General features: G+C 35.1%; 25 protein-coding genes. 8 read left to right on the top strand and 17 right to left on the bottom strand.

Annotated features, from left to right (window positions below; all coding sequences use genetic code 11):
• Positions 1-134: 134 nt before the first annotated feature.
• Positions 135-479, bottom strand: coding sequence for a translation initiation factor (locus QZ136_RS12755; protein ID WP_291404198.1), 345 nt, complete (start codon positions 477-479; stop codon positions 135-137).
• A 4-nt stretch (positions 480-483) separates the two neighbouring features.
• Entirely contained in the window at positions 484-1,356 is an 873-nt protein-coding gene (locus QZ136_RS12750; RefSeq protein ID WP_291404196.1) for a diacylglycerol kinase family protein, read from the bottom strand.
• Positions 1,357-1,567: 211 nt separating this feature from the next.
• Here QZ136_RS12750 and metK point away from each other — a divergent pair, with 211 nt between their 5' ends.
• The 3 genes from metK (at position 1,568) to QZ136_RS12735 (ending at position 4,223) form a co-directional block, all read left to right on the top strand.
• The gene (gene metK, locus QZ136_RS12745; protein ID WP_291404194.1) at positions 1,568-2,824 is read left to right on the top strand and encodes a methionine adenosyltransferase; all 1,257 of its coding nucleotides are present in this window, start codon (positions 1,568-1,570) and stop codon (positions 2,822-2,824) included.
• Between the two features lie 66 nt (positions 2,825-2,890).
• Positions 2,891-3,445 carry an NUDIX hydrolase gene (locus QZ136_RS12740; protein WP_291404192.1) on the top strand — a complete coding sequence of 185 codons (555 nt, stop codon included), beginning with the start codon at positions 2,891-2,893 and terminating at the stop codon, positions 3,443-3,445.
• Between the two features lie 43 nt (positions 3,446-3,488).
• Complete coding sequence (locus QZ136_RS12735; protein ID WP_291404190.1) at positions 3,489-4,223, top strand: lysophospholipid acyltransferase family protein; 735 nt, start codon at positions 3,489-3,491, stop codon at positions 4,221-4,223.
• Between the two features lie 2 nt (positions 4,224-4,225).
• On the opposite strand, the gene QZ136_RS12730 is transcribed toward QZ136_RS12735, so the two are convergent.
• The gene (locus QZ136_RS12730; protein ID WP_291404187.1) at positions 4,226-4,945 is read right to left on the bottom strand and encodes a LytTR family DNA-binding domain-containing protein; all 720 of its coding nucleotides are present in this window, start codon (positions 4,943-4,945) and stop codon (positions 4,226-4,228) included.
• A 1-nt stretch (position 4,946) separates the two neighbouring features.
• Positions 4,947-5,957, bottom strand: coding sequence for a sensor histidine kinase (locus tag QZ136_RS12725; RefSeq protein ID WP_291404185.1), 1,011 nt, complete (start codon positions 5,955-5,957; stop codon positions 4,947-4,949).
• A 199-nt stretch (positions 5,958-6,156) separates the two neighbouring features.
• Here QZ136_RS12725 and QZ136_RS12720 point away from each other — a divergent pair, with 199 nt between their 5' ends.
• From QZ136_RS12720 to QZ136_RS12710, 3 genes are read left to right on the top strand one after another with little or no spacing between them, the layout of a single operon-like run.
• Positions 6,157-6,333 carry a hypothetical protein gene (locus QZ136_RS12720; RefSeq protein WP_291404183.1) on the top strand — a complete coding sequence of 59 codons (177 nt, stop codon included), beginning with the start codon at positions 6,157-6,159 and terminating at the stop codon, positions 6,331-6,333.
• A 6-nt stretch (positions 6,334-6,339) separates the two neighbouring features.
• Positions 6,340-7,239, top strand: coding sequence for an ATP-binding cassette domain-containing protein (locus tag QZ136_RS12715; RefSeq protein ID WP_291404180.1), 900 nt, complete (start codon positions 6,340-6,342; stop codon positions 7,237-7,239).
• Between the two features lie 6 nt (positions 7,240-7,245).
• The gene (locus QZ136_RS12710; RefSeq protein WP_291404178.1) at positions 7,246-8,046 is read left to right on the top strand and encodes an ABC transporter permease; all 801 of its coding nucleotides are present in this window, start codon (positions 7,246-7,248) and stop codon (positions 8,044-8,046) included.
• Here QZ136_RS12710 and QZ136_RS12705 read toward each other — a convergent pair whose 3' ends face one another.
• From QZ136_RS12705 to QZ136_RS12680, 6 genes are all read right to left on the bottom strand, one after another.
• Positions 8,047-9,396 (bottom strand): M20/M25/M40 family metallo-hydrolase, encoded by a 1,350-nt coding sequence (locus tag QZ136_RS12705; RefSeq protein WP_291404176.1) that lies wholly within the window; start codon positions 9,394-9,396, stop codon positions 8,047-8,049. It abuts the gene before it with no gap.
• Positions 9,397-9,448: 52 nt separating this feature from the next.
• Positions 9,449-10,852 (bottom strand): MBL fold metallo-hydrolase, encoded by a 1,404-nt coding sequence (locus QZ136_RS12700; protein ID WP_291404174.1) that lies wholly within the window; start codon positions 10,850-10,852, stop codon positions 9,449-9,451.
• 120 nt (positions 10,853-10,972) lie between these two features.
• Positions 10,973-11,737: a succinate dehydrogenase/fumarate reductase iron-sulfur subunit gene (locus QZ136_RS12695; protein WP_291404172.1), complete on the bottom strand. Its 765-nt coding sequence runs from the start codon at positions 11,735-11,737 to the stop codon at positions 10,973-10,975.
• A gap of 94 nt (positions 11,738-11,831) precedes the next feature.
• Positions 11,832-13,766, bottom strand: coding sequence for a fumarate reductase/succinate dehydrogenase flavoprotein subunit (locus QZ136_RS12690; RefSeq protein ID WP_291404170.1), 1,935 nt, complete (start codon positions 13,764-13,766; stop codon positions 11,832-11,834).
• Positions 13,767-13,811: 45 nt separating this feature from the next.
• Positions 13,812-14,594: a succinate dehydrogenase cytochrome b subunit gene (locus tag QZ136_RS12685; RefSeq protein WP_291404168.1), complete on the bottom strand. Its 783-nt coding sequence runs from the start codon at positions 14,592-14,594 to the stop codon at positions 13,812-13,814.
• A 248-nt stretch (positions 14,595-14,842) separates the two neighbouring features.
• On the bottom strand, positions 14,843-16,348 hold the full coding sequence (locus tag QZ136_RS12680) for a Do family serine endopeptidase (RefSeq protein WP_291404166.1): 1,506 nt from the start codon (positions 16,346-16,348) through the stop codon (positions 14,843-14,845).
• Between the two features lie 223 nt (positions 16,349-16,571).
• Here QZ136_RS12680 and dapF point away from each other — a divergent pair, with 223 nt between their 5' ends.
• Positions 16,572-17,360, top strand: a complete 789-nt coding sequence (gene dapF, locus QZ136_RS12675) for a diaminopimelate epimerase (protein WP_291404164.1) — start codon at positions 16,572-16,574, stop codon at positions 17,358-17,360.
• A gap of 199 nt (positions 17,361-17,559) precedes the next feature.
• Entirely contained in the window at positions 17,560-20,454 is a 2,895-nt protein-coding gene (locus tag QZ136_RS12670; protein WP_291404162.1) for a DEAD/DEAH box helicase, read from the top strand.
• A gap of 3 nt (positions 20,455-20,457) precedes the next feature.
• Here QZ136_RS12670 and QZ136_RS12665 read toward each other — a convergent pair whose 3' ends face one another.
• From QZ136_RS12665 to trpC, 7 genes are all read right to left on the bottom strand, one after another.
• Positions 20,458-21,066, bottom strand: a complete 609-nt coding sequence (locus QZ136_RS12665) for a trimeric intracellular cation channel family protein (RefSeq protein WP_291404160.1) — start codon at positions 21,064-21,066, stop codon at positions 20,458-20,460.
• 38 nt (positions 21,067-21,104) lie between these two features.
• On the bottom strand, positions 21,105-21,752 hold the full coding sequence (gene aat, locus QZ136_RS12660) for a leucyl/phenylalanyl-tRNA--protein transferase (RefSeq protein ID WP_291404158.1): 648 nt from the start codon (positions 21,750-21,752) through the stop codon (positions 21,105-21,107).
• Positions 21,753-21,806: 54 nt separating this feature from the next.
• Positions 21,807-22,466, bottom strand: coding sequence for a TonB family protein (locus tag QZ136_RS12655; RefSeq protein WP_291404156.1), 660 nt, complete (start codon positions 22,464-22,466; stop codon positions 21,807-21,809).
• A gap of 33 nt (positions 22,467-22,499) precedes the next feature.
• Positions 22,500-23,135, bottom strand: a complete 636-nt coding sequence (locus QZ136_RS12650) for a hemolysin III family protein (protein ID WP_291404154.1) — start codon at positions 23,133-23,135, stop codon at positions 22,500-22,502.
• A complete protein-coding gene (gene rbfA, locus QZ136_RS12645; RefSeq protein ID WP_291404152.1) occupies positions 23,135-23,518 on the bottom strand; it encodes a 30S ribosome-binding factor RbfA in 384 nt (127 codons plus the stop codon). Before rbfA ends, QZ136_RS12650 begins: the two co-directional genes overlap by 1 nt.
• Before the next feature lie 33 nt (positions 23,519-23,551).
• Positions 23,552-24,748, bottom strand: coding sequence for a GTPase HflX (hflX, locus tag QZ136_RS12640; RefSeq protein ID WP_291404150.1), 1,197 nt, complete (start codon positions 24,746-24,748; stop codon positions 23,552-23,554).
• Between the two features lie 88 nt (positions 24,749-24,836).
• The gene (gene trpC / locus QZ136_RS12635; RefSeq protein ID WP_291404148.1) at positions 24,837-25,643 is read right to left on the bottom strand and encodes an indole-3-glycerol phosphate synthase TrpC; all 807 of its coding nucleotides are present in this window, start codon (positions 25,641-25,643) and stop codon (positions 24,837-24,839) included.
• Positions 25,644-25,658 lie beyond the last annotated feature (15 nt).

The raw sequence follows: 25,658 nt of genomic DNA, 5'->3' as shown, positions 1-25,658 counted from the left end.
CAAGCTATTCAAAAACAATGCCCATTTTAGCAATTTTCCGAATAAATAATCGCTAATTTTTAAACTACTGTATTTTTTACACTAAGTATTAAAACACTGATTGACAATATTTTATAACAAAATATTGAAGCATTTTAGCCCCCAATTTTTTTGACTTTATATCCATCAGCTTGAAGCATTATCATCACTTTTTCACGAAAATCTCCCTGAATGATAATTTCTCCATCCTTGGCGCTACCACCTACCCCACATTTTTGTTTCAATTTTTTACCCAGAATTTCAAGATCATCCTTTGTTCCTATAAAACCTGTTATCAAGGTAACTGCCTTACCCCCTCTTTGCTTCCTATCCAATTGAACACGTAAATCTTGAAGCTGAGGTTTTAAAGTTTCTATAGCCTCCGATTGCTCAGAATCATATTCAAAATCAGGATTTGTAGAATAAACTACTCCCTGGAAGCCCGCATTTTTTTTTGACATAATATTAATTTAAAACAATTAGCGAAAGTGGTTTAATTGAGATATTTAATTCAAGTCCCATTTGAATAGGTTCTCCATCCAAATGCACTTCATCTGCATTTTCTCGAGTTATTTTAATGTTACGACCACTTAAAATTTCTACAAAATTACATTTATGGGTGCTTTTAGTAAACATTCTTATTCCCAAAAAGAAAGCTTTATAAATTGGGAATGGTTTAACGATACAAATATCCAAAAAACCATCTGTTAAAGAGGCAAATGGCGCAATATGTGCATTATTTCCAAATTGAGAAGAATTGGCCAAACTAATCATAAAAGCTTCTCTTTCAATTAATTGACCATCAATTTCAATTTTATAATTTTGAGCTTTATAAGCGGAAATCTCAAAAAATATTGTTTTTAAATAACCCCAAAAGCCACGTTTCACATTTTCGGCAAAACGAGCACTAATCAAGGCATCAAAGCCGACACCAGCTATATTGAAAAATTTCCGACCATTAAAAAGACCTGAATCAATGGCTTGATACTTTAAATCATTCAATCTTTTAATTGCTTTTATTTCGTTCATTGGGATGTTAAGCGACCTAGCCAAACCATTACCAGACCCAAAGGGGATAATACCCATCGCTAGTTTGGTGCCCTCAAGAACGGAAGCAATCTCATTAATGGTTCCATCGCCACCTACTGCCACAACTATGTCAAATCCATCATCAACTGCCTTTCTTGCGAGTTCAATTCCATGACCATGCCATTGTGTAAACTCAAAACTCGGATCAAAGAGATTCAAATTCAGATATTTCAAAACCTTTTCGGCAAAATTTAATTTGCTTTTGCCGCCCGAAATTGGGTTAATAACGAATAAAATATTTTTTTTCAAAAAATTTAAAATTAAAGCTCAAAAATAGTCTTAAATTTTTTTAGAACTTGAAAATTATCCTACTTTTGCAATGCAAAAAAGTGGATCGATTTGCGTTGATTGCAACCACGTAAAAAAAAGTGCTAAAACATACTGCAATTTTTAACCGTTCGGTAACATTTCCATTTTTCTGCATCGTTTTTTTCGAAATTTATAATTTAATCAAAAAACTATGCCTTATTTATTCACCTCAGAATCTGTATCAGAAGGACATCCAGACAAAGTAGCTGATCAGATATCAGACGCATTAATCGATAATTTTCTTGCTTGGGATGCAGATTCTAAAGTTGCTTGTGAGACCTTAGTAACAACTGGTCTGGTAGTTTTAGCCGGAGAAGTAAAATCGCAAGCCTACCTTGATGTTCAAGCAATTACTAGAGATGTAATTCGTAAAATCGGCTATACTAAGTCGGAATACATGTTTGAAGCAAACTCTTGCGGAATTATATCAGCTATTCACGAACAATCGGCAGATATAAACCAAGGTGTTGATCGTGTTAATAAACAAGATCAAGGTGCTGGCGACCAAGGAATGATGTTTGGTTATGCAAGCAATGAGACTGAAAACTACATGCCTTTAGCATTAGATTTAGCCCATAAAATTTTAACTGAATTAGCCGTTTTAAGAAGAGAAAATAAAGACATTACCTATTTACGCCCAGATGCTAAATCGCAGGTAACAATTGAATATAGCGATGATCATAAGCCTGTGCGCATCGATGCAATTGTAGTTTCTACACAGCATGATGACTTCGATAAGGAAGAGCTTATGCTAAAGAAAATTCAAGATGATATCGTTTCTATCTTGATTCCAAGAGTAAAAGCACAACTTAAACCTGAGCTTCAAGCATTATTTACTGATGGAATTAAATACCATATTAATCCTACTGGAAAATTTGTAATTGGTGGTCCTCATGGTGATACAGGATTAACGGGACGTAAAATTATTGTAGACACTTACGGTGGAAAAGGTGCTCATGGTGGTGGTGCATTCTCTGGTAAAGATCCTTCAAAAGTGGATCGCTCAGCAGCTTATGCTACTCGTCATATCGCAAAAAACCTAGTTGCAGCTGGTGTTTGTAATGAAATTCTAGTTCAAGTGTCTTATGCTATCGGTGTTAAAGATCCAATGGGGATTTTTGTAGATACTTACGGGACTGCAAATGTAGATTTAACAGATGGAGAAATCGCACAAAAAATCTCTACGATTTTTGACATGACTCCTTACGGAATTGAAACTAGACTAAAGCTTCGTAATCCAATGTATTCTGAAACGGCTGCATACGGACATATGGGTCGTAAAAATGAAGTCGTAACTAAAAGCTTCAAAGGTTCAAACGGCGATTCAAAAACTTTAGAAGTAGAATTATTTACTTGGGAAAAACTTGATTTTACAACTGAAATTAAGAAAGCCTTCAATTTAGCTTAATATTTCTCAAGCGATAAAAAGCCTTCTTTCTTTGCAGAAAGAAGGCTTTTTTTTAATATTGTATAGATGGAAAAGGAAAATATAAACCCTTGGAAAACCCTTTCAAGTAAAAAAATTTATGATAATCCTTGGATAAGTTTGACAGAACATCAAGTTATAAATCCAAGTGGTGGACAAGGCATTTATGGCGAAGTAAATTTTAAAAATTTGGCCATCGGGATAATTGTACTCGATGAAAATAACTATACATGGTTAGTTGGACAATATCGTTTCCCTTTAAAATCTTATAGTTGGGAGATTCCGGAGGGTGGCGGACCAATACAAATTGAACCATTAATTTCTGCAAAAAGAGAATTATTTGAGGAGACAGGAATTAGTGCCAATTCTTGGACAGAAATACAAAGAATTCACCTTTCAAACTCGGTAAGTGATGAAATTGGCATCATTTTTCTTGCTCAAGACCTAAGCTATGGTACATCAGAACCTGAAGAAACCGAAGAATTAGTTCTTAGAAAATTACCCTTCCTAGAGGCTTATCAAATGGTATTAGATGGCGAAATAACAGATTCTTTGAGCGTAGCCGCTATTTTAAAGCTTAAAATCACACATTTTAATTCATAAGAATTAAAATTGATTGTAATTTTACCCTATCAAAAAAACATACATGAATAAAATTTTTGGCTATCTTCTTACACCAATACATTATTTATTTTTCGGTATTTTACTTTTAATTTTTCATCCCATTCAATGGATTTGCCTAAAAATTGGAGGACAAGAGGCACATAAACACTCTGTTGACATTTTAAATTTCTTTTTGTTGGGGAGCTATACTTTATTGGGAAGTAGGATTATCTTCAAAAATCCTCATCATTTACCCATTAATAGGCCAATTATCTTTATTGCTAACCATCAGAGTATGTATGATATTCCAGCTCTCATCTGGTTTTTAAGAAAATATCATGCTAAATTCATTTCAAAAATAGAGCTCACCAAAGGAATCCCAAGTATCTCATTCAATTTGAAATATGGAGGGGGAGCCAACATCGACAGAAAAGATAGTAAACAAGCTGTGGCTGAGATTTTAAAATTAGCTGAACGCATGAAAAAATATAATTGGTCGACCGTAATTTTTCCAGAAGGAACAAGAGCTAAGAATGGCCAAATGAAAGCATTTAATGCCGGAGGAATAGCAACCTTACTTAAGAAAGTACCAGACTCCTTAATTGTTCCCATAGCTATCGATGGATCTTGGAAACTCGTTCAATATGGAAAATTTCCTTTAAGTGCTTTTGAAAAAATAAGTTGGAAGGTTTTAGATCCAATTGAACCCGCAAATAAAACAATTGATGAAATTGTTGCCGAATCGGAAGAAGCGATAAAAAAAGCTCTATATTTTTAAGATTAACCTATATTTTTATCTTCAATTTGCTTGAAAAAATAATCACGATAGGTATCGCCAATTGGAATAATCTTATCGCCAATTTGAATACGGCTACGTTCTATACTTTCAATCTTAGCTAAAGCAATTATATAGGATTTATGTACTCTCACAAATGATTTCGATGGAAGAGACTCTTCCATTCTCTTCATATTTTGCAAGGTTATTATGCGCTCTGTTTTCGTAAAAATTGAAATATAGTCTTTGAGTCCCTCAATATAAAGTATATCATCTAGATAGATCTTTTGAATTTTATGCTCCGTTTTAACAAAGATAAAATCATGTGTTTTCTGCGCGACGGGGGCATCAGAGCTCACTGAATTAGAATGATTTGAATTGGGAAGTACTTTCTGTGCAGCCTTATAAAAACGGTCAAATGCAATGGGTTTAAGCAAATAATCTACTACATCCAGCTCATATCCATCAAGAGCGTACTGAGAATATGCAGTAGTAAGGATTACATCGCATTTCCCATTGATAATTTTGAGAAATTGAATTCCTGTAAGTTCAGGCATTTGAACATCTAAAAAAACCAGGTCGATAGCATCACTTTGAACAAGCGAGAGTCCCTCAATAGCACTTGTAGTGGTTTTAACAAGCGTTAAAAATGGAACCTTACTAATATAATCTTCCAAAATATCCAGAGCTAATGGCTCATCGTCAACAACCAAACAGCGTATCATTTTATAAATTTAGATTTAATTCACAAGAATAAATATCGTTCTTATCATCAATATTTAAGCTATATCGATTCTTATATAGAAGATCAAGGCGTCTTTTTACATTAGGTAATCCTATTCCGCCAGTAATATCCTTATTCAATTCACTCTTTTTATTAACTACTTGAAAGAAAAGTTTGTCTTGCGAGAGGTTTAATGTAATACTAATTGGCACATCCATATCGGTGGCAATACCATGCTTAAAGGCATTTTCCACAAAAGAGATTAAAATAAGTGGTGTAATTTTATGTCCCGAAGGATTCCCAATAATTTCAAATTTAATGTGTATATTATCTTTAAACCTTAGTTTTTGGAGTTCAATATAATTTTCAAGATATCTAATTTCATCCGATAAGCTTACTTTATCTACGTTGCTTTCATACAACATATATCTCATAATTTCAGAGAGTTTAAGGATAGCTTCAGGAGTTTTTTCTGCTTTTTGATAAGCCAATGAATAAATATTATTGAGTGAATTAAATAGAAAATGGGGGTTAATTTGAGATTTCAAAAATGCTAACTCAGCAATAAGTTTTTCATTTTCCAAACGACTCTTCACTTTCTCATTTAAAAACCAGTCTGAAATGAATTTCAAAACCGTTCCTAATGTAATAAAGACTGCACTTACAAAAGCTGCCCCAGAATAATAATCCCAAAAATCAATAATTTGTTTAGCACCATATCTTTTAATGACAATATCATAAAAATAATAGGCAAGCCCGCATTTAATAAATGCTGATGCAATAATGAGAAGGATCATTGCAAATGCACACCAAAAATATTTCTTCTGATTTAAGAAACTGGGAAGAATGAAAAGATAATTGATGTAAAAAACAGAAATATTTATGATGCCGAAATAAACAAAAAGCACAATAGTAGAGTGAACAATCTTCCCATCGCTGGCCAAATACATGAAAAAGAGCAATATTGCTGCCCAAATACATGCATGTAGAATTAACTGCTTCAACTTATTCATAAATAAAAGTATTATTTCCTCTTTCTAGAGTATATCAGATTCGACCAAAAGGCAAAATCTATCTGCAAACAGCCCAATTTACACTATTAAATTTAAGCATAAGAAAAGTACTGTTGGTCTTGTAAAAAAGCAGCTTGGTCTAATACATTTCTTGATGAGATAAAATAGTATTTACTTAGATTATCAAATTTAAGATGATATGAAAAAGTTTAGAAATTGTACTTCTCCATTTATTACGCTACTTATTCCGGTATTTTTGTTAATTGGTTTATTTGCTTTTAATTATAAGAACGAAGTCTCCATTGAAAAGCATCATGCCATTTTAAAATTACAAGTCCCAAGCCTAAAAATGATTGTTAAATCGGTAATTGAATAATAAACAGTGACTAATAAAATTATTGAAACCAGAAACCTATCTTATCACTTTGGTGTAAGTAAGGTCTTAGATCAGGTATCTTTACGCGTTGAGGCAGGGAGTATTTATGGTTTTATAGGACCGAATGGTGCTGGTAAAACTACATGTATTAAAATCTTACTTAATTTATTACAAACAGACAATAACCAAGTTTTTCTGTTCGGTAAAGAATTCAAAAATAACCGGACAAACATCCTATCTAGGATAGGCTCTCTCATAGAGCAACCTGCCTTATATCACCATTTAACAGGAAGAGAAAATTTAAAAAACAGGGCCCAACTTCTTGAAATTCCGACTAGCAGAATAAATGACATATTAACTCTTGTTGACCTAAGCGAACATGCCGATAAGAAAGCTGGTAAATATTCTTTAGGAATGAAACAACGTTTGGGTATTGGGCTTGCACTATTACCGGATCCCGAATTATTAATTTTGGATGAACCCACCAATGGCTTAGATCCTAACGGAATTATTGAAATAAGAAATCTACTTCGTAAACTGGTTTATGAAATGGGAAAAACTGTTTTTATTTCTAGTCATATGCTATCTGAAGTAGAAAAAATGGTTAGCCACTTAGGAATAATAAATCAGGGTAAACTAGTATTTCAAGGAAGTTTAGAAGAATTACATCAAATTAGTAAAAAACAAATAGTCATTAAAGCAAGTAGGCCCATTGATGCTAAGGAGCTTTTATCTAAGATGGGCTATATTGCAGAATTAGTGGACGAAACTATTTTTTTACCTTTCCAAACCAATGAGCAAGTTGCCAAGATTAATCAGCTTCTTTTATCGAACAATCACAGTGTCTATAGTCTAAGCCAAAGCCAGGAAAACCTAGAAAATTTATATCTTACTATCACACAATAGATAATTATGCATAGCTTCTTACTTTCATTATCATCTGAATTTTATAAAACAAGGAAAACGCTTGCCTTCTTTTCCGCAATTTTGATACCTCTTATACTTTGTACCTTTTTTTTCATATTATTTTTTAATCCAACTAGAATGGATGATTATAATAGTCCGTTAGGTCATTGGCTAAAGTATAGCAGCGTAATTTTGGGAGTTAACTGTATCTTTCTTTTGCCACTAGTAATTATTTTTCAATGCTTTTCTATCAACAATATTGAACATCGTGATGATATGTGGAAAAGTCTTTTTTCATTACCAATACCTAGATGGAGTACTTATTCGGCTAAATTCTTTTATTTGCTTCTCCTAAACGGATTATACCTTTCTTTATTGGCCATTTTCATAATAATCTCTGCAACAATACTAGATTTACTAAAACCAGAATATAAATTTAACGAATTCAATTTTTCGGCAATACTTTTCAAACTACATTTGAAGCTTTTCCTAGTCTCAACAAGCATTTTATCAATTCAATTTTTACTCAGTTTAGTTTGGTCAGATTTTTTAAAACCAATGGGTATCGGACTATTATTAACTGTTTTCGGAGTAATTGCAGCGAATTTAAGTTGGGAGTATGCCTTCATAATACCATATAGCCATCCTATGATAACCCTTAATGATTTTAGTTCTAATACTTCATACTTAGGAGTTAATTTATCCGCCGTTGATTTGATGAGCAAAGAAATTTGGTTTAGCCTTGCTGTTGCAGGCTCAACCTATATTATTGGCTATTTTGTAATTCGAAACAGAAGCGTTAAATAACTATCTCACAGATCTAGGAATCACTACCAAACTTTCATGTCCCTCACTGTCAACAGATTGAACTCCGAAATAATAGTTATCTTTTGAATAATTAAGCAAGGCTTTTGTATCAGTTACAAAGAATTTTTTCTCCCAAATAGGGCTTGTAGTTTCTCTGATCACAACATAATAACCAATAGGTTTTTCACCTACAGGGCTTTCCCATTTCAATTCAGTTTTATTGGTTAATCCACTAGTAACAATACCTACTTTTTGAGGCTCTCTTGGAGCGAGTGCTACATTGGCTAAAGATGCCAAATTCATTTGGGTAACTTTGCGAGTATATTCATAATCTACAAAATCAGGCAAATCTCCATAATCAACGCCATTTTCTTTACGCACCGTTTGATGTTGGCGCTCAAAATTCTCATTCATTTCAGTTACGCGGATACCAGCATATCCCAATTGAGAAAATGGAGTATGATCGCCCCCTCGTAAATATCTATCACGACGATAAATGAGTTTTACATCTAATTGATCAACATATCGCTCACCTACCTCTTTTAAATATCGTGCAAACTGACGAGCAGATCCATCATTTTCTGTCCCAGTGCTAGCTCTACGAGTAGCTTCTTCAGGTGTTTCAACAACAGATACTCCTTCACTAAAAATCCGAACACTTCTATTGTCTTTAATCCCTGTTTCCATTCCATAAGTATTACCAACAATGTCGTTAGTAATCATTCCTGCAAGATTCCAACCTTCAGCTTTGGCGCGTTTTGCTAAATTAGCGGCACCGTATAAGCCCTGCTCCTCGGCAACCATAGCCACAAAAATTAGGGTACAGTTAAACTTATATTTACTCATTACTCTTGCTAATTCCATCGCAGCAGCAGTCCCAGATGCATCATCATTAGCACCAGGAGCAAAAATTTTAGCATCATTCACATCAGAAGCCCTTGAATCATAATGACCTGAGACAATAAATACTCTATCATCCAATGGATCTGTCCCAGGAAGTATTGCCAACACATTCTTCATAACAGTTGGAGTAGCTACTCTTCTACCATCAGCAGCCTGCGTAAAAGTATCAAACTCGACTTTTAATCTTCCGCCAGATGCCTTAGAATAACGTTCCAATTCCGCTTTTATCCAATTACGAGCTGCACCAATACCCGTAGTCTTGCTTGTTGTATCGCTCATACTATGACGAGTTTCAAAACTCACTAGTTTTCTAACAACTGCCTCTATGTTTTGAGAAGAAACCTCATCAACCATAGTTTTTATTTGCTGATCTTGCTTCACAATTGCAGTTTGTGCCCAACTAATAAATCCTGAGGCAATTAGAATAATAGAAAAGATGTATCTCATAATGTATTTGTTATATTTTATATAAATATAGAAAAGATGGGATTAAAAAATTTTAATCAAGCATAAATTCTTGATGCCTATCTGGAATTTCAACATTTGCAAAACCTTTTTGCTCAATTTTTAGCTTAAAGGCTTGTTGTACTTTTTCTTCACCGTGGACTAAAAAAAGCTTTTTAACTTTTTGCGGATCTTGGCAGGAAATAAATTTCAATAAATCTTCATAATCACCATGTGCACTCATCGAACGAATAGATCTTACTTCTGCCTTTACATCAAAATCCTCCCCGAAGATTGAAACTGTATTATAACCTGCCATTAAACGGCCACCCAAAGAATTAGGTTCACAATATCCTACCATTAAAATGGTATTATTTTCATTAGAGATATTGTTTTTAATATGATGTTTAACCCGGCCTGCCTCTGCCATGCCTGAAGCAGAAATAATCACACATGGCTCATGGTTTGAATTTAATGCCTTTGATTCTGCGGTATCTTGAATAAAAGTAAGTTTATTAAAATTGAATGGATCATCATCATGTAACATCACATCCTGCACATGTTTATTAAAATTTTCAGGGTGACTTTTAACAATGTTGGTTGCTTTTATTGAAAGGGGACTATCTACATAATAATTTACATCTGGAAGAATTCCTCTTTCTTCCAAATGGTTTAAGGAATAAAGTAGTTCCTGTGTACGCCCTACACTAAATGCAGGAATAATGACTTTTCCTCTTCGGAGAATACATGTTTGATAAATAATCTCTCTAATTAATTCTTCAGCAGGTTCAACCTTTTCATGTAAGCTATCTCCATAAGTAGATTCCAGAATGATATAATCAGATTGCTCAAAACTTTGCGGCGATTTTAAGATTAAATCACCATAACGACCCACATCTCCACTAAATGTTATACGGCTTGTTTTACCATTTTCAAAAAGAGTTAAATGTACCGCTGCACTTCCAATAATATGCCCAACATCACTGAGTTCGAGCTTAATATCATCCGAAATTTGTATTTCTTCATTGTATTTAATAATTCGAAATTGACGTAAACAAGCCATTGCATCGTCTTCACTATATAATGGTTTGAGCAAAGGAAGTCCCTTGCGAGCCCTATGCTTATTACTATACTCCGAATCTTGTTCCTGAATTTTTGCTGAATCCATGAGTAGGATACGAACCAGATCCATGGTTGCGGCAGTACAATAAATTTCGCCTTTAAAACCTTGAGCTACCAAACGTGGAATTAATCCGCTATGGTCGATGTGCGCATGACTTAATACTAAATAATCAACATCTATTGGGTTAAAACCGAAGTGTTCATTAAGTGCATCCGTTTCCTCACCCATACCCTGAAACATGCCACAATCCAATAAGATTTTGGTACCATTATCGAGCCTAATTAAATGTTTACTTCCTGTAACGTTTTTTGCAGCACCATGAAAACTTATACGCATATCAAATCCCCTTATTTAGGGCCTCCTCCAGATTAATTGAAAAAAATATCAAAAGATAATATACAAAAAAACCCAGACATTTTTACAATATCTGGGTTTTTATATATTTAAGAGAAATAATTATTCTTCAGACTTAAATAATTTAGCTGAAAAGTAATCTCTGTTCATTCTAGCGATATTTGTGATTGAGATTTCCTTAGGGCATTCAGCTTCACAAGCACCTGTATTAGTACAGCTACCAAAGCCTTCTGCATCCATTTGCGCAACCATAGCCTGCACACGACGAGAGCGCTCTGGTTGACCTTGAGGTAATAAAGCTAGCTGAGAAACCTTTGCTGATACGAAAAGCATAGCTGAAGCATTTTTACATGCCGCAACACAAGCACCGCATCCAATACATGTTGCCGAGTTAAATGCTTCATCTGCAATAACCTTTGGAATTGGAATTACGTTTGCATCAGGAGCGCCACCAGTATTCACAGAAATAAAACCACCTGCTCTTTGAATGCGATCAAACGATGAACGATCAGTTGCAAGATCTTTAATCACAGGGAATCCTTCTGCACGCCAAGGTTCAATTACGATGGTATCCTTATCATTAAAGCTACGCATGTGTAATTGGCAGGTAGTGATACCTTGCTTTGGTCCGTGAGGCCTACCATTAATGTGCAAAGAACAAGAACCGCAAATACCTTCACGGCAGTCATGATCAAAATGAATTGGATCATCACCCTTTTTAATAAGCCCTTCGTTTACAACATCAAGCATTTCCAGAAATGACATATCCGGAGAAACATGGTCAGCCTGATATGAAACTAATTCACCTTTTGCTTCAGCGTTTTTTTGACGCCAAACCTTTAATGTCAAATTCATATTGTTGCTCATTGTATTAGTATTTAGTATTTAGTATTTAGTACATAGAATCAAAACCCATTCGAAGTAATTAGTTTTCTTAATACTAATTACTATGTACTTTGTACTATTTATAACTTCTTTGTGTTAATTTAACATTTTCAAAAACTAATTCTTCTTTGTGAAGGCCTTCTGGCTGATTTTCACCCTTGAATTCCCAAGCAGCGGTATAAGCATAGTTTTCATCATCACGTAATGCCTCACCTTCAGGAGTTTGGCTTTCTAAACGGAAGTGACCACCACAAGATTCTTTTCTATCTAGTGCATCATCAATCATTAATTCACCAAGTTCAAGGAAATCAGCAACACGGCCTGCATTTTCAAGATTCTGATTGAATTCTTCATTTACGCCTGTAACAATTGCATTCTTCCAAAAGTCTGATTTCAGCTCCTGAATTAAACCCTTTGCCTTTTTTAAACCTTCTTCAGTTCTTGCCATTCCACAATATTCCCACATGATATGGCCTAATTCGCGGTGGTATTCACTTACTGTTTTGTTACCTTTCAAACTTAAAAGTTTGTTGATTCTCTCAACAACCACTTTTTTAGTCTCTTCAAATGCCGGGTGACTTGTATCTACAGGCTTTGGAGCAACAGTAGCTAGATAATCTCCAACAGTATAAGGAATTACAAAATAACCATCTGCTAGTCCCTGCATCAAAGCAGAAGCTCCTAAACGATTAGCTCCATGATCAGAGAAATTAGCTTCACCAAGAGCATAAAGTCCTTTTACGGTAGTTTGCAAGTTATAATCAACCCATAAACCACCCATAGTATAGTGTACTGCTGGGTAAATACGCATTGGTTGTTTGTATGGATTTTCATCTGTGATTTGTTGGTACATATCAAAGAGATTACCATATTTAGCACGTACAGCATCTTCACCTAGGCGGGCAATTGACTCCGCAAAATCAAGGTAAACAGCGATACCAGAAGTACCTACACCGCGACCTTCATCAACGATTTCTTTTGCATTACGTGAAGCCACATCACGAGGTACAAGGTTTCCGAATGCTGGATATTTTCTTTCAAGGAAATAATCGCGATCATCTTCCTTAAGATCAGTCACTTTTATTTCACCTTTACGCAGTTTTTCTGCTAATTCTTTAGTTTTAGGAGCCCATACACGTCCGTCATTTCTCAATGATTCAGACATCAATGTCAATTTAGATTGATGATCGCCGGTTACTGGGATACAAGTTGGGTGTATCTGAGTGAAACATGGGTTAGCGAAATAAGCACCACGCTTATGCGCCTTCCAAGCTGCAGTAACATTACATCCCATTGCATTTGTAGAAAGGTAAAACACGTTACCATAACCACCAGTACATAAAAGTACGGCATGTGCTGCATGAGTTTCAATCGCGCCATTGATAAGATCACGAGTAACGATACCTTTTGCTTCACCATCAACAGTAACCACATCCATCATTTCATGACGAGTGTACATGGTAACCTTACCTAGATTGATTTGACGGTTAAGAGCAGAATAAGCACCTAAAAGTAATTGCTGTCCTGTTTGACCACGAGCATAAAAGGTACGGGAAACTTGTGAACCACCGAATGAACGGTTATCCAATAAGCCACCATATTCGCGAGCAAATGGAACACCCTGAGCAACACATTGGTCGATAATATTTACCGAAACTTCAGCTAAGCGGTAAACGTTAGCCTCACGTGCGCGGTAATCTCCACCCTTAATTGTATCATAAAATAAACGGTAAATACTATCCCCATCATTTTGATAGTTCTTAGCACCATTTATACCGCCCTGAGCAGCAATGGAATGTGCTCGTCTGGGGCTATCTTGAAAGCAGAAAGCTTTTACATTATAACCTAATTCTGCCAGAGAAGCTGCTGCAGAAGCTCCAGCCAAACCTGTACCCACTACAATAACCGTGTATTTACGCTTATTTGCAGGGTTAACCAGCTTAAGGTTAAATTTGTGTTTGGACCATTTCTCGGCTAAAGGGCCTTGTGGAATTTTAGCATCTAATTTCATCTCAGAAATTTATTTTAAACCCGAGTTACCGGGTATTGTGTAATCTTATTTAAAGAAAAAGTAAATAGGCATTGCGGCAAAAGCCAATGGAATTAACACTCCAAAAACCCAAACACCTAAAAAGCGAATAATTGGAACTAATTTACTGTTATCCCAACCAATAGTTTGAAATGCACTCTTGAAACCATGTATCAAGTGAAAGGATAAAGCAGCCATAGCAACTACATACAAAAGAACATACCACCATGTTTGGAAAGCATTATTCACCACTTTGTATAAATCTTTTGATACTACAATTCTTTTTCCTGCCTGAACATCAACAACTTCTGAGTGAACTAATAGTTTATCGCTATAAGCTACTTCAGAAACATTAATAATTGATGGATCTTCAAGACTAATTTCATATTTAGCATAAGGAAGCTCAGCATTATGGTATTTCCACCAGAAATCACCCATGTGAACCACGATGAAAACTAGTAAAATAGTTCCAAGAATACCCATATTTCTGGATGTCCACGGACTATTTTGGCTACCCTTTTGTACCGCGTATGCCACTGGCCTTGCTTTTTTATTCCCCGCAGTTAGCAATAAAGCATAAACAGCATGAATAATTATTGAAGCATACAACAAATAGGAAACGATCTTTATCGGACCGAAATTCGTCATGAAATAGGCATAGGCGTTAAATGCCTGCCCACCATCATCCTTAAACAACTGTAAGTTTCCTACTAAATGTACCACAAGAAATGTACATAGGAAAATGCCTGTAAGGGCCATTACGAGTTTTTTTCCTAAAGAAGATGAGAACGTTTTTGTGAAATTGCTCATTACCTTTTATTATTTTATTATTCAGGAAGCAAATTTATCATTATATGAGAAAAATCGTGCAGTTATATAGCTTGCTTATCAAGAATTTATCAATTTAGAAACATTCTAATTTAAATAGCAAATATTAAACTTATAATTCTTTAGATTTTATAGTCCAATATTCTAGTTAACTCAAGATTTTGAATTGCTTAAAATAAAAAATGCCTCTCTTGATTATTAGAGAGGCATTTATAAAACCAAATTTGGGTTTACTTAACTTGGAATTGATATCTTATTTGCATGCCATCGGGACTTATTGCATTGATAGTAGCCATATTATTCCTACCGGAAGAAATTGCAGTTTCAATATCTTCAACTTTAGCAATTTGTTGACCATTGATAGAAGTGATAACAGTTCCTTGCGCAACATCTAGTTGGTCGAAGAAACCACCAGGTTTAACACTACTTACAACAACACCTGCATTAATTTTATATTTCTTTTTAAGAACATCACTTATTGGTGCGAAGTTAGCTCCGAGATTTTTAACAGCAGCCCCATTTGAACTATTATTAGCTGTTTTAACAGATTCTTCACCTTTTAAAGTTACAGTAGTAACTAAAGTCTTAGCATCCCTTAAATAAGTTAATTGGACTTTATCACCAGGGCCAAGTCGGCCGATACGTTCTTGTAAATCAGATGGAGAAAGTATCTGTGTACCGTCAACCTTGGTGATGATATCACCTTCTTTAATACCTCCCTTTTCTGCGCCACTTCCCGGAATAACTTCATTCACATACAGTCCGTTGATTTCAGAAACACCCAATCTCTTAGCCTGCTCGGCATCCAAACCAGTAAAATTAATTCCGATATAACCTCTACGAACGGATCCAAATTCCTTGAAATCATTCAATACTTTTTTGGCTAAATTAATAGGAATAGCAAAGCCATATCCCTCGTAACTACCACTTTGAGAGGCAATTGCAGCATTTACACCTATTAATTCACCTTTAGTATTTACCAAAGCGCCACCACTATTTCCACGATTAATTGCCGCATCGGTTTGAATAAATGATTCAATTGCAGTTCTTGTCTGCGGTTCGCCATTAAAATCCCGGTTATTACCTTGATCCAAAATACCAATTTGCCTTCCCTTTGCACTAACAATTCCAGCGGTAACGGTAGTATTCAAAGCAAAAGGATATCCAACTGCCAATACCCACTCGCCAACACGAACATTGTCAGAATTACCTAATTTTACTATTGGGAAGCCAGATCCTTCAATTTTTATTAATGCAAGGTCAGTATTCGCATCCCTACCAATGATTTTAGCTTCAAAAGAGCGTTTATCTGGAAGAATCACATCAATTTTATCTGCATCATCAACAACGTGATTATTGGTTACAATGTATCCATCATCAGATATAATTACACCTGAACCTGAGCCTTGTGCAGGCCCTTGAGGACGTCTTCTACCTCCAAAAAAATCTTCAAAAAGATCCTGCATTTGATCACGACCAGAATAGCCTTGAGAAGAATTACTATAGGTAGTTTTAATGTGCACCACAGCAGGCGTTACCGTAGCAGCAGCCTGTGTAAAATCGAGCTCACCAGTAGAGGAATTGATTGATGGCGAAGGATTATTAGTAAAATAAACCTTTTGCTTATCCTCAAAAGTTCCCCCATCTTGAAAGTGTGTTTCAATTAATTTATAAGAGCCGATAGCAACCGCCCCACCAAGGCAGGCTGTTAAAAAAGTTAAACCAATCTTATTCATATTTTCGATTTTTCTATTTTAATTATTTTCAATGCTATTTCAAAATTAATACCAAGAAACGCATTCCAAATAATTTCAATCTCCTTTTTTGTGTTAAAAAATGTTAAATATCTTTTCAGGAAAACTAGCAATGTCAATCTTCATGAAGGCTAATTGAAATTTAATACCGAAATTTAACAAATGTTTTGGCAAAGCTTGAGCTGAGACATGAATTATTCTGAATATGAAATTGAATTTTTTAAAATACGAAGGTGCGGGAAATGACTTTATCTTGATAGATAATAGAGATAAGGCTTTTTCTGATAATCTAAGCACTGCAAGCATCAAGAAACTTTGTGACCGACATTTTGGAATTGGTGCCGATGGATTAATGGTTTTAGAGTTAATTAAAGATTTCGATTTTGAAATGCGTTATTTCAATGCCGACGGTAGAGAAGGAAGTATGTGTGGTAATGGAGGAAGATGTATTGTAGCCTTTGCTAAGCACCTAAATCTCATACAGAAAGAAACTAACTTTTTGGCAGTTGACGGTCCGCATTATGCCAGAATTTCAGAAAATGGCAATTGGGTGAGTTTACAGATGATTGATGTTCAAGAGATTAACAGAGATGGAGAAGCATTCATTCTAAATACTGGATCACCTCATTACGTTTTGGAAGTAAAAAACCTCGCTTCAAAAGATGTGTTTCTAGACGGAAAAAATATTCGCAATAATTCAACCTATTCTAAGGAAGGTATAAATGTGAACTTTGTTGAAGATTTTGGCGATCATTATTTCGTTAGAACTTTTGAACGTGGTGTTGAAGATGAAACATTTGCCTGCGGAACGGGAGTAACAGCGGTAAGTATGGCTATGGCCAAGAAAAAAAATCTCAAAGGTGGAATAAAAAACGCTATTAAAGTCCCAGGTGGCGACCTTTCAGTCAGTTTCAATTATGATGGATCAAGATTCCAAGATGTATTTTTAGAAGGTCCAGCAACCTTTGTATTTGAAGGCTCCATTGAAATTTAGAGATTTTTAAAAGATTTGCCCTCCATTTTAAATTCGCTAAAAAGATTTGATTCAGGCCATTTAAATTGATAAATTGTTAACGTAACTGCCCTTTCAATCAAAATATACTATTTTTTCAATTTACTCTTAAAACAGGAAAATTCTCGCTAATTTTAGGGTTTTTTATTGGTGTAATTGCCGATAAGTTTACGAGATACCTATGTTAAGAGTCAATAGCGAGAAGCCCTGTAAGATTGTATATTCTGTTTGTAAACATGATTATTTAGGCTTTTTAATAGAACCTCATATTGTACAATTAAACACAGATGGGGATTTCTCGCTTACCTACCAACGACTTTTTAGCACCACTGCTAAAGAATTTTCATCCATTTTAGATGAACAAGATTTTAAACTAATCAAGCTTCTAGAAGAAATTGAACAAGGCCATATTATTAAGAAATTTTATAAGAAAGCTATTCGTCCTGTAGAGTATTTCAGGACAATTTTTGACGATAAAATTTATGAAGCAATAAGACCAAAGATTGAAAAGAAAATTATTGAAGCTTTAGGACTTATTGGTAATAAAGATCTTTACCTCATGAGTAAAGAAGGGTGGCCAGTTGAACGAAAACTAGGTATTGCGAGCGAAGCAGCTTCTGTTTTATTTCATTTCAGGCGAAATCCTACAGAAACACGATATTTTCCAACCATAAAATATCAAGGACAAAGAATTGAATTTATGTTTAAGGAGGCCCAAGTTATTTGCAACCAACCTGCTTGGCTACTCTTGGAGGATGTTCTCTACTATTTTGAAGAAGATGTAGAAGGTAAAAAACTTCAACCCTTCCTTAATAAACGCTTTATTTCCATTCCACAATCTTCTGAAAAAACATATTTCGAAAAATTTGTCGCACCCCTCATAGAAAAGCATGCAGTTTATGCTGAAGGATTTGAAATTAAAACAGAAAAATACGATGCTATTCCAATTTTAAAATTGATTCATTCGAATAGTGAAGGCCCTCAACTTCAATTATATTTTAAATACGGTAATTATGTTTTCCCATCGGGAAGTGATCGAAAAGTTACTGTTCGGATGGAAAAACAAGGCAACGACTATATTTTCCATAGAATTAAACGCTCTCTTTCATGGGAAAAAGAAAAAATAAGTACATTAAATCAGCTTGGGATAAGTTCTGAAGGGACCATTTTTTCACATGTTTATAAACCAATTCAGCAAGATTCTGAAATTTCAGAATTCGGGGTCATAAATTGGCTAAATGAACGACACGACGAGCTTGAGGCATTAGGCTTTAGCTTTGAACAAACCGAAGGAAATAAGCAATATGTAATTGGTAGGAGCAAAATTGACCTAGAAATTAAAGAAAATAACGACTGGTTTGATATCCATGCCATTGTGTACTTTGGCCCCTATCAAATTCCATTTATTGATTTAAAAAATCATATCCTGAATAAAATTCGGGAGTTTAAACTTCCTTCTGGTGAAATAGCAATTATCCCAGAACAGTGGTTTGCTCAATATAGTAACCTGCTTCAATTTACTGAAGGCAGTAAAGAGCTTAAATTAAAAAAGCATCACATAGGCATTGTGAACGATTTCAGCAATAGCGAATTGGCCACGATTACGATGGATAGAAAACTCCAAAGATTAGCTGATTTTGAAGAAATTGAAGATATCGATGTCCCAAAGGAATTTTCAGGAATCCTAAGACCTTATCAAAAAGCAGGTTATAACTGGTTTCATTTCCTCAGAAAGTATAATTTCGGGGGTTGTTTAGCCGACGACATGGGGTTAGGTAAAACCGTTCAAACCCTAGCCCTATTGCAAAAAATCAAAGAGGAAAATCATGAAGTTGGCGTGCATACCACCTCACTGTTAATCATGCCTACTTCCTTGGTTTACAATTGGTTAAATGAGGCCAAAAAGTTTGCCCCTAAGCTGAAAATACACGCTCATACAGGAACTTTTCGCAATAAAGATGTTGAGATATTTAGCAAGTATGATGTGGTTATTACTACCTATGGCATCAGCAGAGTGGATATTGAGCTTTTAAAGACACTTTTCTATGAATACATCATTCTGGATGAAAGTCAGAATATCAAGAATCCAGCGTCAAAATCTTTTAAAGCCGTAAAAGCACTTAAATCAAAATTCAAGTTGATTTTAAGTGGTACACCCGTTGAAAACACGGTAAATGACCTCTGGACTCAGATGTCGTTCATCAATCCAGGTTTATTAGGTAGTCAATCATTATTTTACTCTGAGTTTGTAATCCCAATTGAAAAGAAAAAAGATGAAGAGAAGGCAAACAAGCTTCAGGCATTAATAAAACCATTTGTTTTAAGAAGGACAAAAACTCAAGTTGCTACAGAACTACCACCTAAGACAGAGAATTTATTCTACTGCCAAATGAGTGAGGTGCAAAAAGAGTATTATGAAGAGATTAAATCTGAGTACCGAAATGAACTGCTTTTAAATTTAGAGGATGGCTCATTTAAGAAATCTCAGATTCAGGTTTTACAAGGATTAACCAAATTACGCCAAATTGCAAACCATCCGGGTATGCTGAATAAAGATTACGAGGGCGATTCAGGAAAATTCGAAAATGTGATACATACCCTTGAAAATGTGCTTTCTAGGGGCCATAAAGTCCTTGTTTTTTCACAATTTGTGAAACATCTGGATATTTATAGAAAATATTTTGATGCCGAAAATACACCTTATGCCTATTTAGATGGGTCAACTACGCAACGTGGCGAGGTAGTTAATGAGTTTCAAACCAATTCGGAGATAAAACTTTTTCTCATTTCAATTAAGGCTGGTGGCGTAGGACTAAACCTAACAGAGGCCGATTACGTTTTTATTCTCGACCCTTGGTGGAATCCTGCTGTAGAGCAACAGGCTATTGACCGTACTCACCGCATCGGGCAAACGAAAAACGTATTTATTTACAAATTTATCACCAAAGATTCGGTTGAGGAAAAAATCTTAGCACTTCAAAATAGGAAGCGTAAAGTTGCCGAATCATTGATAACTACAGAAGATAGCTTCGTTAAATCGTTGAGCGCTAAAGATATTGAGGAAATTTTAAGCTAATGATTAAGAATTAACTTTGGGAAGTGCTAGTTTATATTTTACGGCAATGGTCCGAATTAATATAATCAGAAGTACACTAACAAATGAGTTGATATTATCATCAACTTCCATATATTTCAGCAAGACAAATACTGCGGCACCTGAAAGACAGGCTGTAGCGTAGATTTCTTTTCTGAAAATCAAAGGTATTTCATTGATTAAGGTATCCCGAATTACACCACCCATCACTGCCGAAAACATTCCCATTATAATTGCAGCTAAAGGAGAAACGCCGAATTCGAGCGATTTTTGTACTCCTACAACCGTGTAAAGTGCAATTCCGAAGGTGTCAAATAAGAAAAAAGTGCGTCTATATTTAAGAATATAATATTTGAAGAAAATAGCCACTAAAACCCCAATAGTCATTGCTAAGAGATAATTACCATCAGTAACCCATGCAGGGCGAGTTCCCAAAATCATATCTCGAAGTGTTCCTCCACCTACGGCAGTCACAAAGCCAGTAAAAGTAACCCCAAAAATGTCTTTATAAACATTTTTATCAGAAGCTGCTAAAGCTCCTGAAATAGCAAATACCAAAGTGCCCAATAAATCAATATAATAAGGTAATTGCATCTTGAATTTGGAAATATGAGTCTAATTTAGTATATTATTTAATGTGTTTTAGTCTTTTCCTGAAGAAAATTGAGAAATTGTTTCGCTTCCATAAATTCAGCACCCAAGCTCTCTAAATGTTCTGAGTGTATCTGACAATCAATTAATTCATAATTTTTACCCTGACAAAGCTTAATTAATGCGAGTTTGGAGGCATTGCTAACCTTACTAAACATACTTTCCCCGCAAAAAACTGAATTAATTCCAATCCCATATAAGCCTCCAACTAGCTCTTCATTTTGCCAAATTTCAACTGAGTGAGCAAATCCCAATTCAAAGAGTTTGATATATGCATTTTGCATATCATTCGTTATCCAAGTACCAAATTGATCCTCACGTATTATCGTGGCACATGCCCGAATAACCTCTGGAAATGCAGTGTCGAATGTAACTTGAAATTGATCTGATTTTAAAAGCTTGCCCATGCTTTTAGAAACCTTCAGCTTTTCTGGGAATAGTACAAAACGCTCATGGGGGGCATACCACATGATGGGCGTATCTTCAGAAAACCATGGAAAAATACCATTTTGATAAGCCAGAATAAGTCTTTCAGGGGAAAGATCTCCACCTAGAGCTAAAAGTCCATCTTCATCGGCTAATTCAGGTTTTGGAAACCAAATGGTATCTTCCGATAATTGAAAAATCATGCAAATTGATCTTTATTAAAATAGAAATATTAGCTCTTAGCTAAAGGCAAATAATTATTGGCAGTATTGTTTCAGAAACTGATCTGATTTATCACTTCCTATCAGTCTGATGGTTTGAAAATCTTCACAAGCACCCTGCCTATCTCCTTGTTTAATTTTGTATTGTGCTTGCTTTAGCAAACGATCTACGTATTTAGTGTTAAAGCCTAACTGCATTTTAATGGCTTCAATACGAGCCTCATCTGCAGGATTATTTTTGCCTTTTATTTTTAAATCATAATAGTTAAAAACCACCTTTTTTAGTCCCTCACGACCATTATAAGCACTTATTGCAGCTTTGATTTCATCTTTTGATCGCTCTTCGCATTTATAATCTTTTAAGGAAAAATTAACGGGTAAAACCATTGAAATACTAGTATCATGATTTGCTGGCATTGTCCACTTTCCACTTGTTAAACGCACAATGCGCAAGGCTTCTTGATCTAAATCGATTCCAAAGCCCTTTGTAACTTCAGAATGATAGATTTTACCCTCCTGATTTAATTTAAAACTAACTTGAATAGTGCCCTGAATACAATTATCACGAGAATATTCGGGATAAATCAGATTATTATAGATAAAAACAGTGAGTTTATTTTGTCCGCCTTTAAAAACAGGTTGCTCATCCACGAAAAGTGATGAAACGAGAAAAAATAAGGCGATTAATAGGTTCATATTCTAATTTACGAAAAAAATAGCAGATTTATCTTAAGCAAACAGATAAAGATAATTATAAACATAGTGGGATAATGCACCTGCCACCACAAATAGATGCCAAATTTCATGACTATGAAAAGTCTTGCCCATGGGTTTATCTTTATAATAGAAGAGGGTTCCAACGATATAAAAAATGCCTCCTAAAACCATCCAAGCAATAGCTGCCACAGGTAATTTTTGGGACATTTCTTCCATCAAGGGCACAATCAAAGCTCCCATAGAAATATAGATAGCAAGTGATAAACCAGTATGCTTTAATCGGTTAAAAATCTTCAATAAACAGCCCGCAAAAGCGATGGTCCAAATCATCCCAAATAAAGTCCAGCGAATCCAACCATCAAACACTAAAAGGGCGGTAGGCGTGTAAGATCCTGCAATCATCAGATAAATGCAGCAATGGTCAAACTTCTGCCAAAAGCGAATTTCTTTTTCTGTATTGGGATAACTATGATAAGTTGAACTTATTCCGAATAAAACGAAAGTGCAAATACCATAAACCCATGCCGCAGTGTATTCTACCTCAACATTGGCCCTATTTAGCAATAAAAATGTACCAGGAATAGCAAAAATTGCAGGAAATAAATGGGTATAAAAATTTATAGGCTCCCTGATTGTCCGCTTAGCCATTAATCCTCGCTTTCTGAATCATCTGCTTGACGTGGCTCCTTGCTAATTTGATCAAATATTTTATCCATGTGTTCAACATAAGCACTTGTATCATCTAAGAAAAATTCTAGATGAGGTACAATGCGGACTTGATCTTTGATACGATTGCCCAATTTATACCTAATTTCACTCGCATGAGATTTAATGGTACTAATGGCTAATGCATTGTTAGAACTATTGAAAAAGCTTAAATATACACGAGCTATGGCTAAATCTGGCGACACCCTTACCTTGGTAATGGTCACCATAATATTAGGCAGAAAATTCATGCCTTCACGCTGAAATATCTCAGCAAGGTCTTTTTGAATAACTCCTGCAAACTTTTGTTGACGTTTTGATTCCATAAAATGGTGGATAAAGGGATGTAATTTACAAATTTAATAATCTTCGTATAAGAGCTTGTCGTATGGATAGCGTTTGGTATGAATGGCCTTAACCTTTTCATACAATTTCGACCTAAACTCTTCTACATTTTCTTTATTTAGAGCAGAAATAAATATTGCCGGATTTCTATCCTTACTCATCCAACTATTTTTAAAATCAGCTAAAGTCATAGGTGGCAGCTCATCCTGTGGATCATATTCAGCCGGCTGATAGGCATCAATTTTATTGAAAACAGTGATAATTTCTTTGTCGATTGCACCCATTTCCTTCAGCGTTTCATTCACGGTATTAATCTGATCCTCGAAATTAGGATGGGAAATATCTACCACATGGATTAGTACATCCGCTTCCCGGACTTCATCTAAGGTAGATTTGAAACATTCAATCAGATGATGTGGAAGTTTACGAATAAACCCTACTGTATCTGACAATAAAAAAGGTAAATTTTCAATGACGACTTTCCTCACTGTAGTGTCTAGGGTTGCAAAAAGTTTATTTTCAGCAAAAACTTCAGATTTGGAGATCATATTCATGATCGTTGATTTCCCCACATTGGTATAACCAACTAAGGAAACGCGGACTAATTGATTTCTATTTTTACGTTGCGTTTCATTCTGCTTATCAATTTCTTTTAAACGCTCTTTGAGCAATGAAATTTTATTGAGAATTAAACGACGGTCGGTTTCAATCTGACTTTCACCTGGACCACGCATACCGATACCACCCTTTTGTCGCTCTAAGTGAGTCCACAAACGAGTTAATCTCGGCAATAAATATTGTAATTGAGCTAGTTCTACCTGAGTCTTTGCTTGGGATGTTTGAGCTCTTCTAGCAAAGATATCTAGGATTAAATTACTTCGATCTAGAATTTTTACACGGAGTTCATTTTCTATATTTCTAAGCTGGGATGGAGAAAGTTCATCATCAAAAATAACCATGTCAATCTCCTCTGACTTCACATAGGCATTTATTTCTTCGAGCTTACCTGTACCAACAAAAGTTGCCCGATCTGGGCGTTGCATTCGTTGTGTAAATGATTTTTGAGTATCGCCACCAGCAGTCTCTACCAAAAACTTTAACTCATCAAGATATTCCCGAGTTTGCTCTTCCGTTTCGCCGGGCTTAATTATCCCAACAAGAACAGCTCTCTCTGGCTTTACTGTGGTATCATAAAATTTTAGTCTAGGCATCTATTCAAATTAACAATTACAAAGATAATTTTTGAAACGGTCAATTAGGACAATTTCATGTCAGAATATGTTTAAAATTATGCCAAATTTAGATTTGAGACACAAAATCTTGCATTGCCTTGCCGGGATTAAGCTCTTTCATGAAATTTTCACCTATTAAGAAACCATTAAAACCAGCGGATTTAAGTCCGGCAATTTTTTGAGGATCACTAATTCCACTCTCCGAGATCTTTAAAAAATTAGATGGAATATGTTCTACCAAATCGTATGAATGTTGAATGGAAACTGTGAAAGTACCTAAATTTCGATTATTTACACCTACCGCATCTAGCTCATCACAAAGACTTCTTTTTAACTCGTCTAAATTATGTACTTCAAGTAAAACACTCATTCCTAAGGACTTAGAGAGCTTTGCTAAGTTTTTAATTTCTTCTGGACTTAAAATTGAAGCGATAAGAAGAATGATATCCGCACCTAGTGATTTAGCTTCAAGAATTTGAAACTCATCGAGCATAAAATCTTTCCTCAAAATAGGAATCTGATTTACATTTCTAGCAGCAATTAAATCGCGATTATGACCTCCAAAAAAATGCTCATCTGTTAAAACGGACAGTGCTGAAGCACCTGCAGAAGCATAACCTTGAGTTACCTCTTCAACAGTCGACCGATCATTTATAATTCCTTTTGAAGGCGATTGGCGTTTAAACTCAGCGATAATTCCAGAAAGACTAGGATTTAAAAGTGAATCACTCAAGGAGAAACACGGTCTAGAAAAAAATGCAGATTGCTCAAGCTCAGAAATAGAAGTTTTAAGTTTAGCAATTGCTATTTCTTCTCTTTTTTTGATTACAATTTTATCTAATATATTCCCTTGAGCACCCATTGAAGATTTCATATTTAAAAATTTATA

The sequence above is a fragment of the Daejeonella sp. genome (genome assembly GCF_017495225.1).
Lineage (GTDB): Bacteria > Bacteroidota > Bacteroidia > Sphingobacteriales > Sphingobacteriaceae > Daejeonella.
The sequence above is the reverse complement of the archived record's forward strand: the minus strand, read 5'-3'. Positions and strand labels throughout refer to the sequence as shown.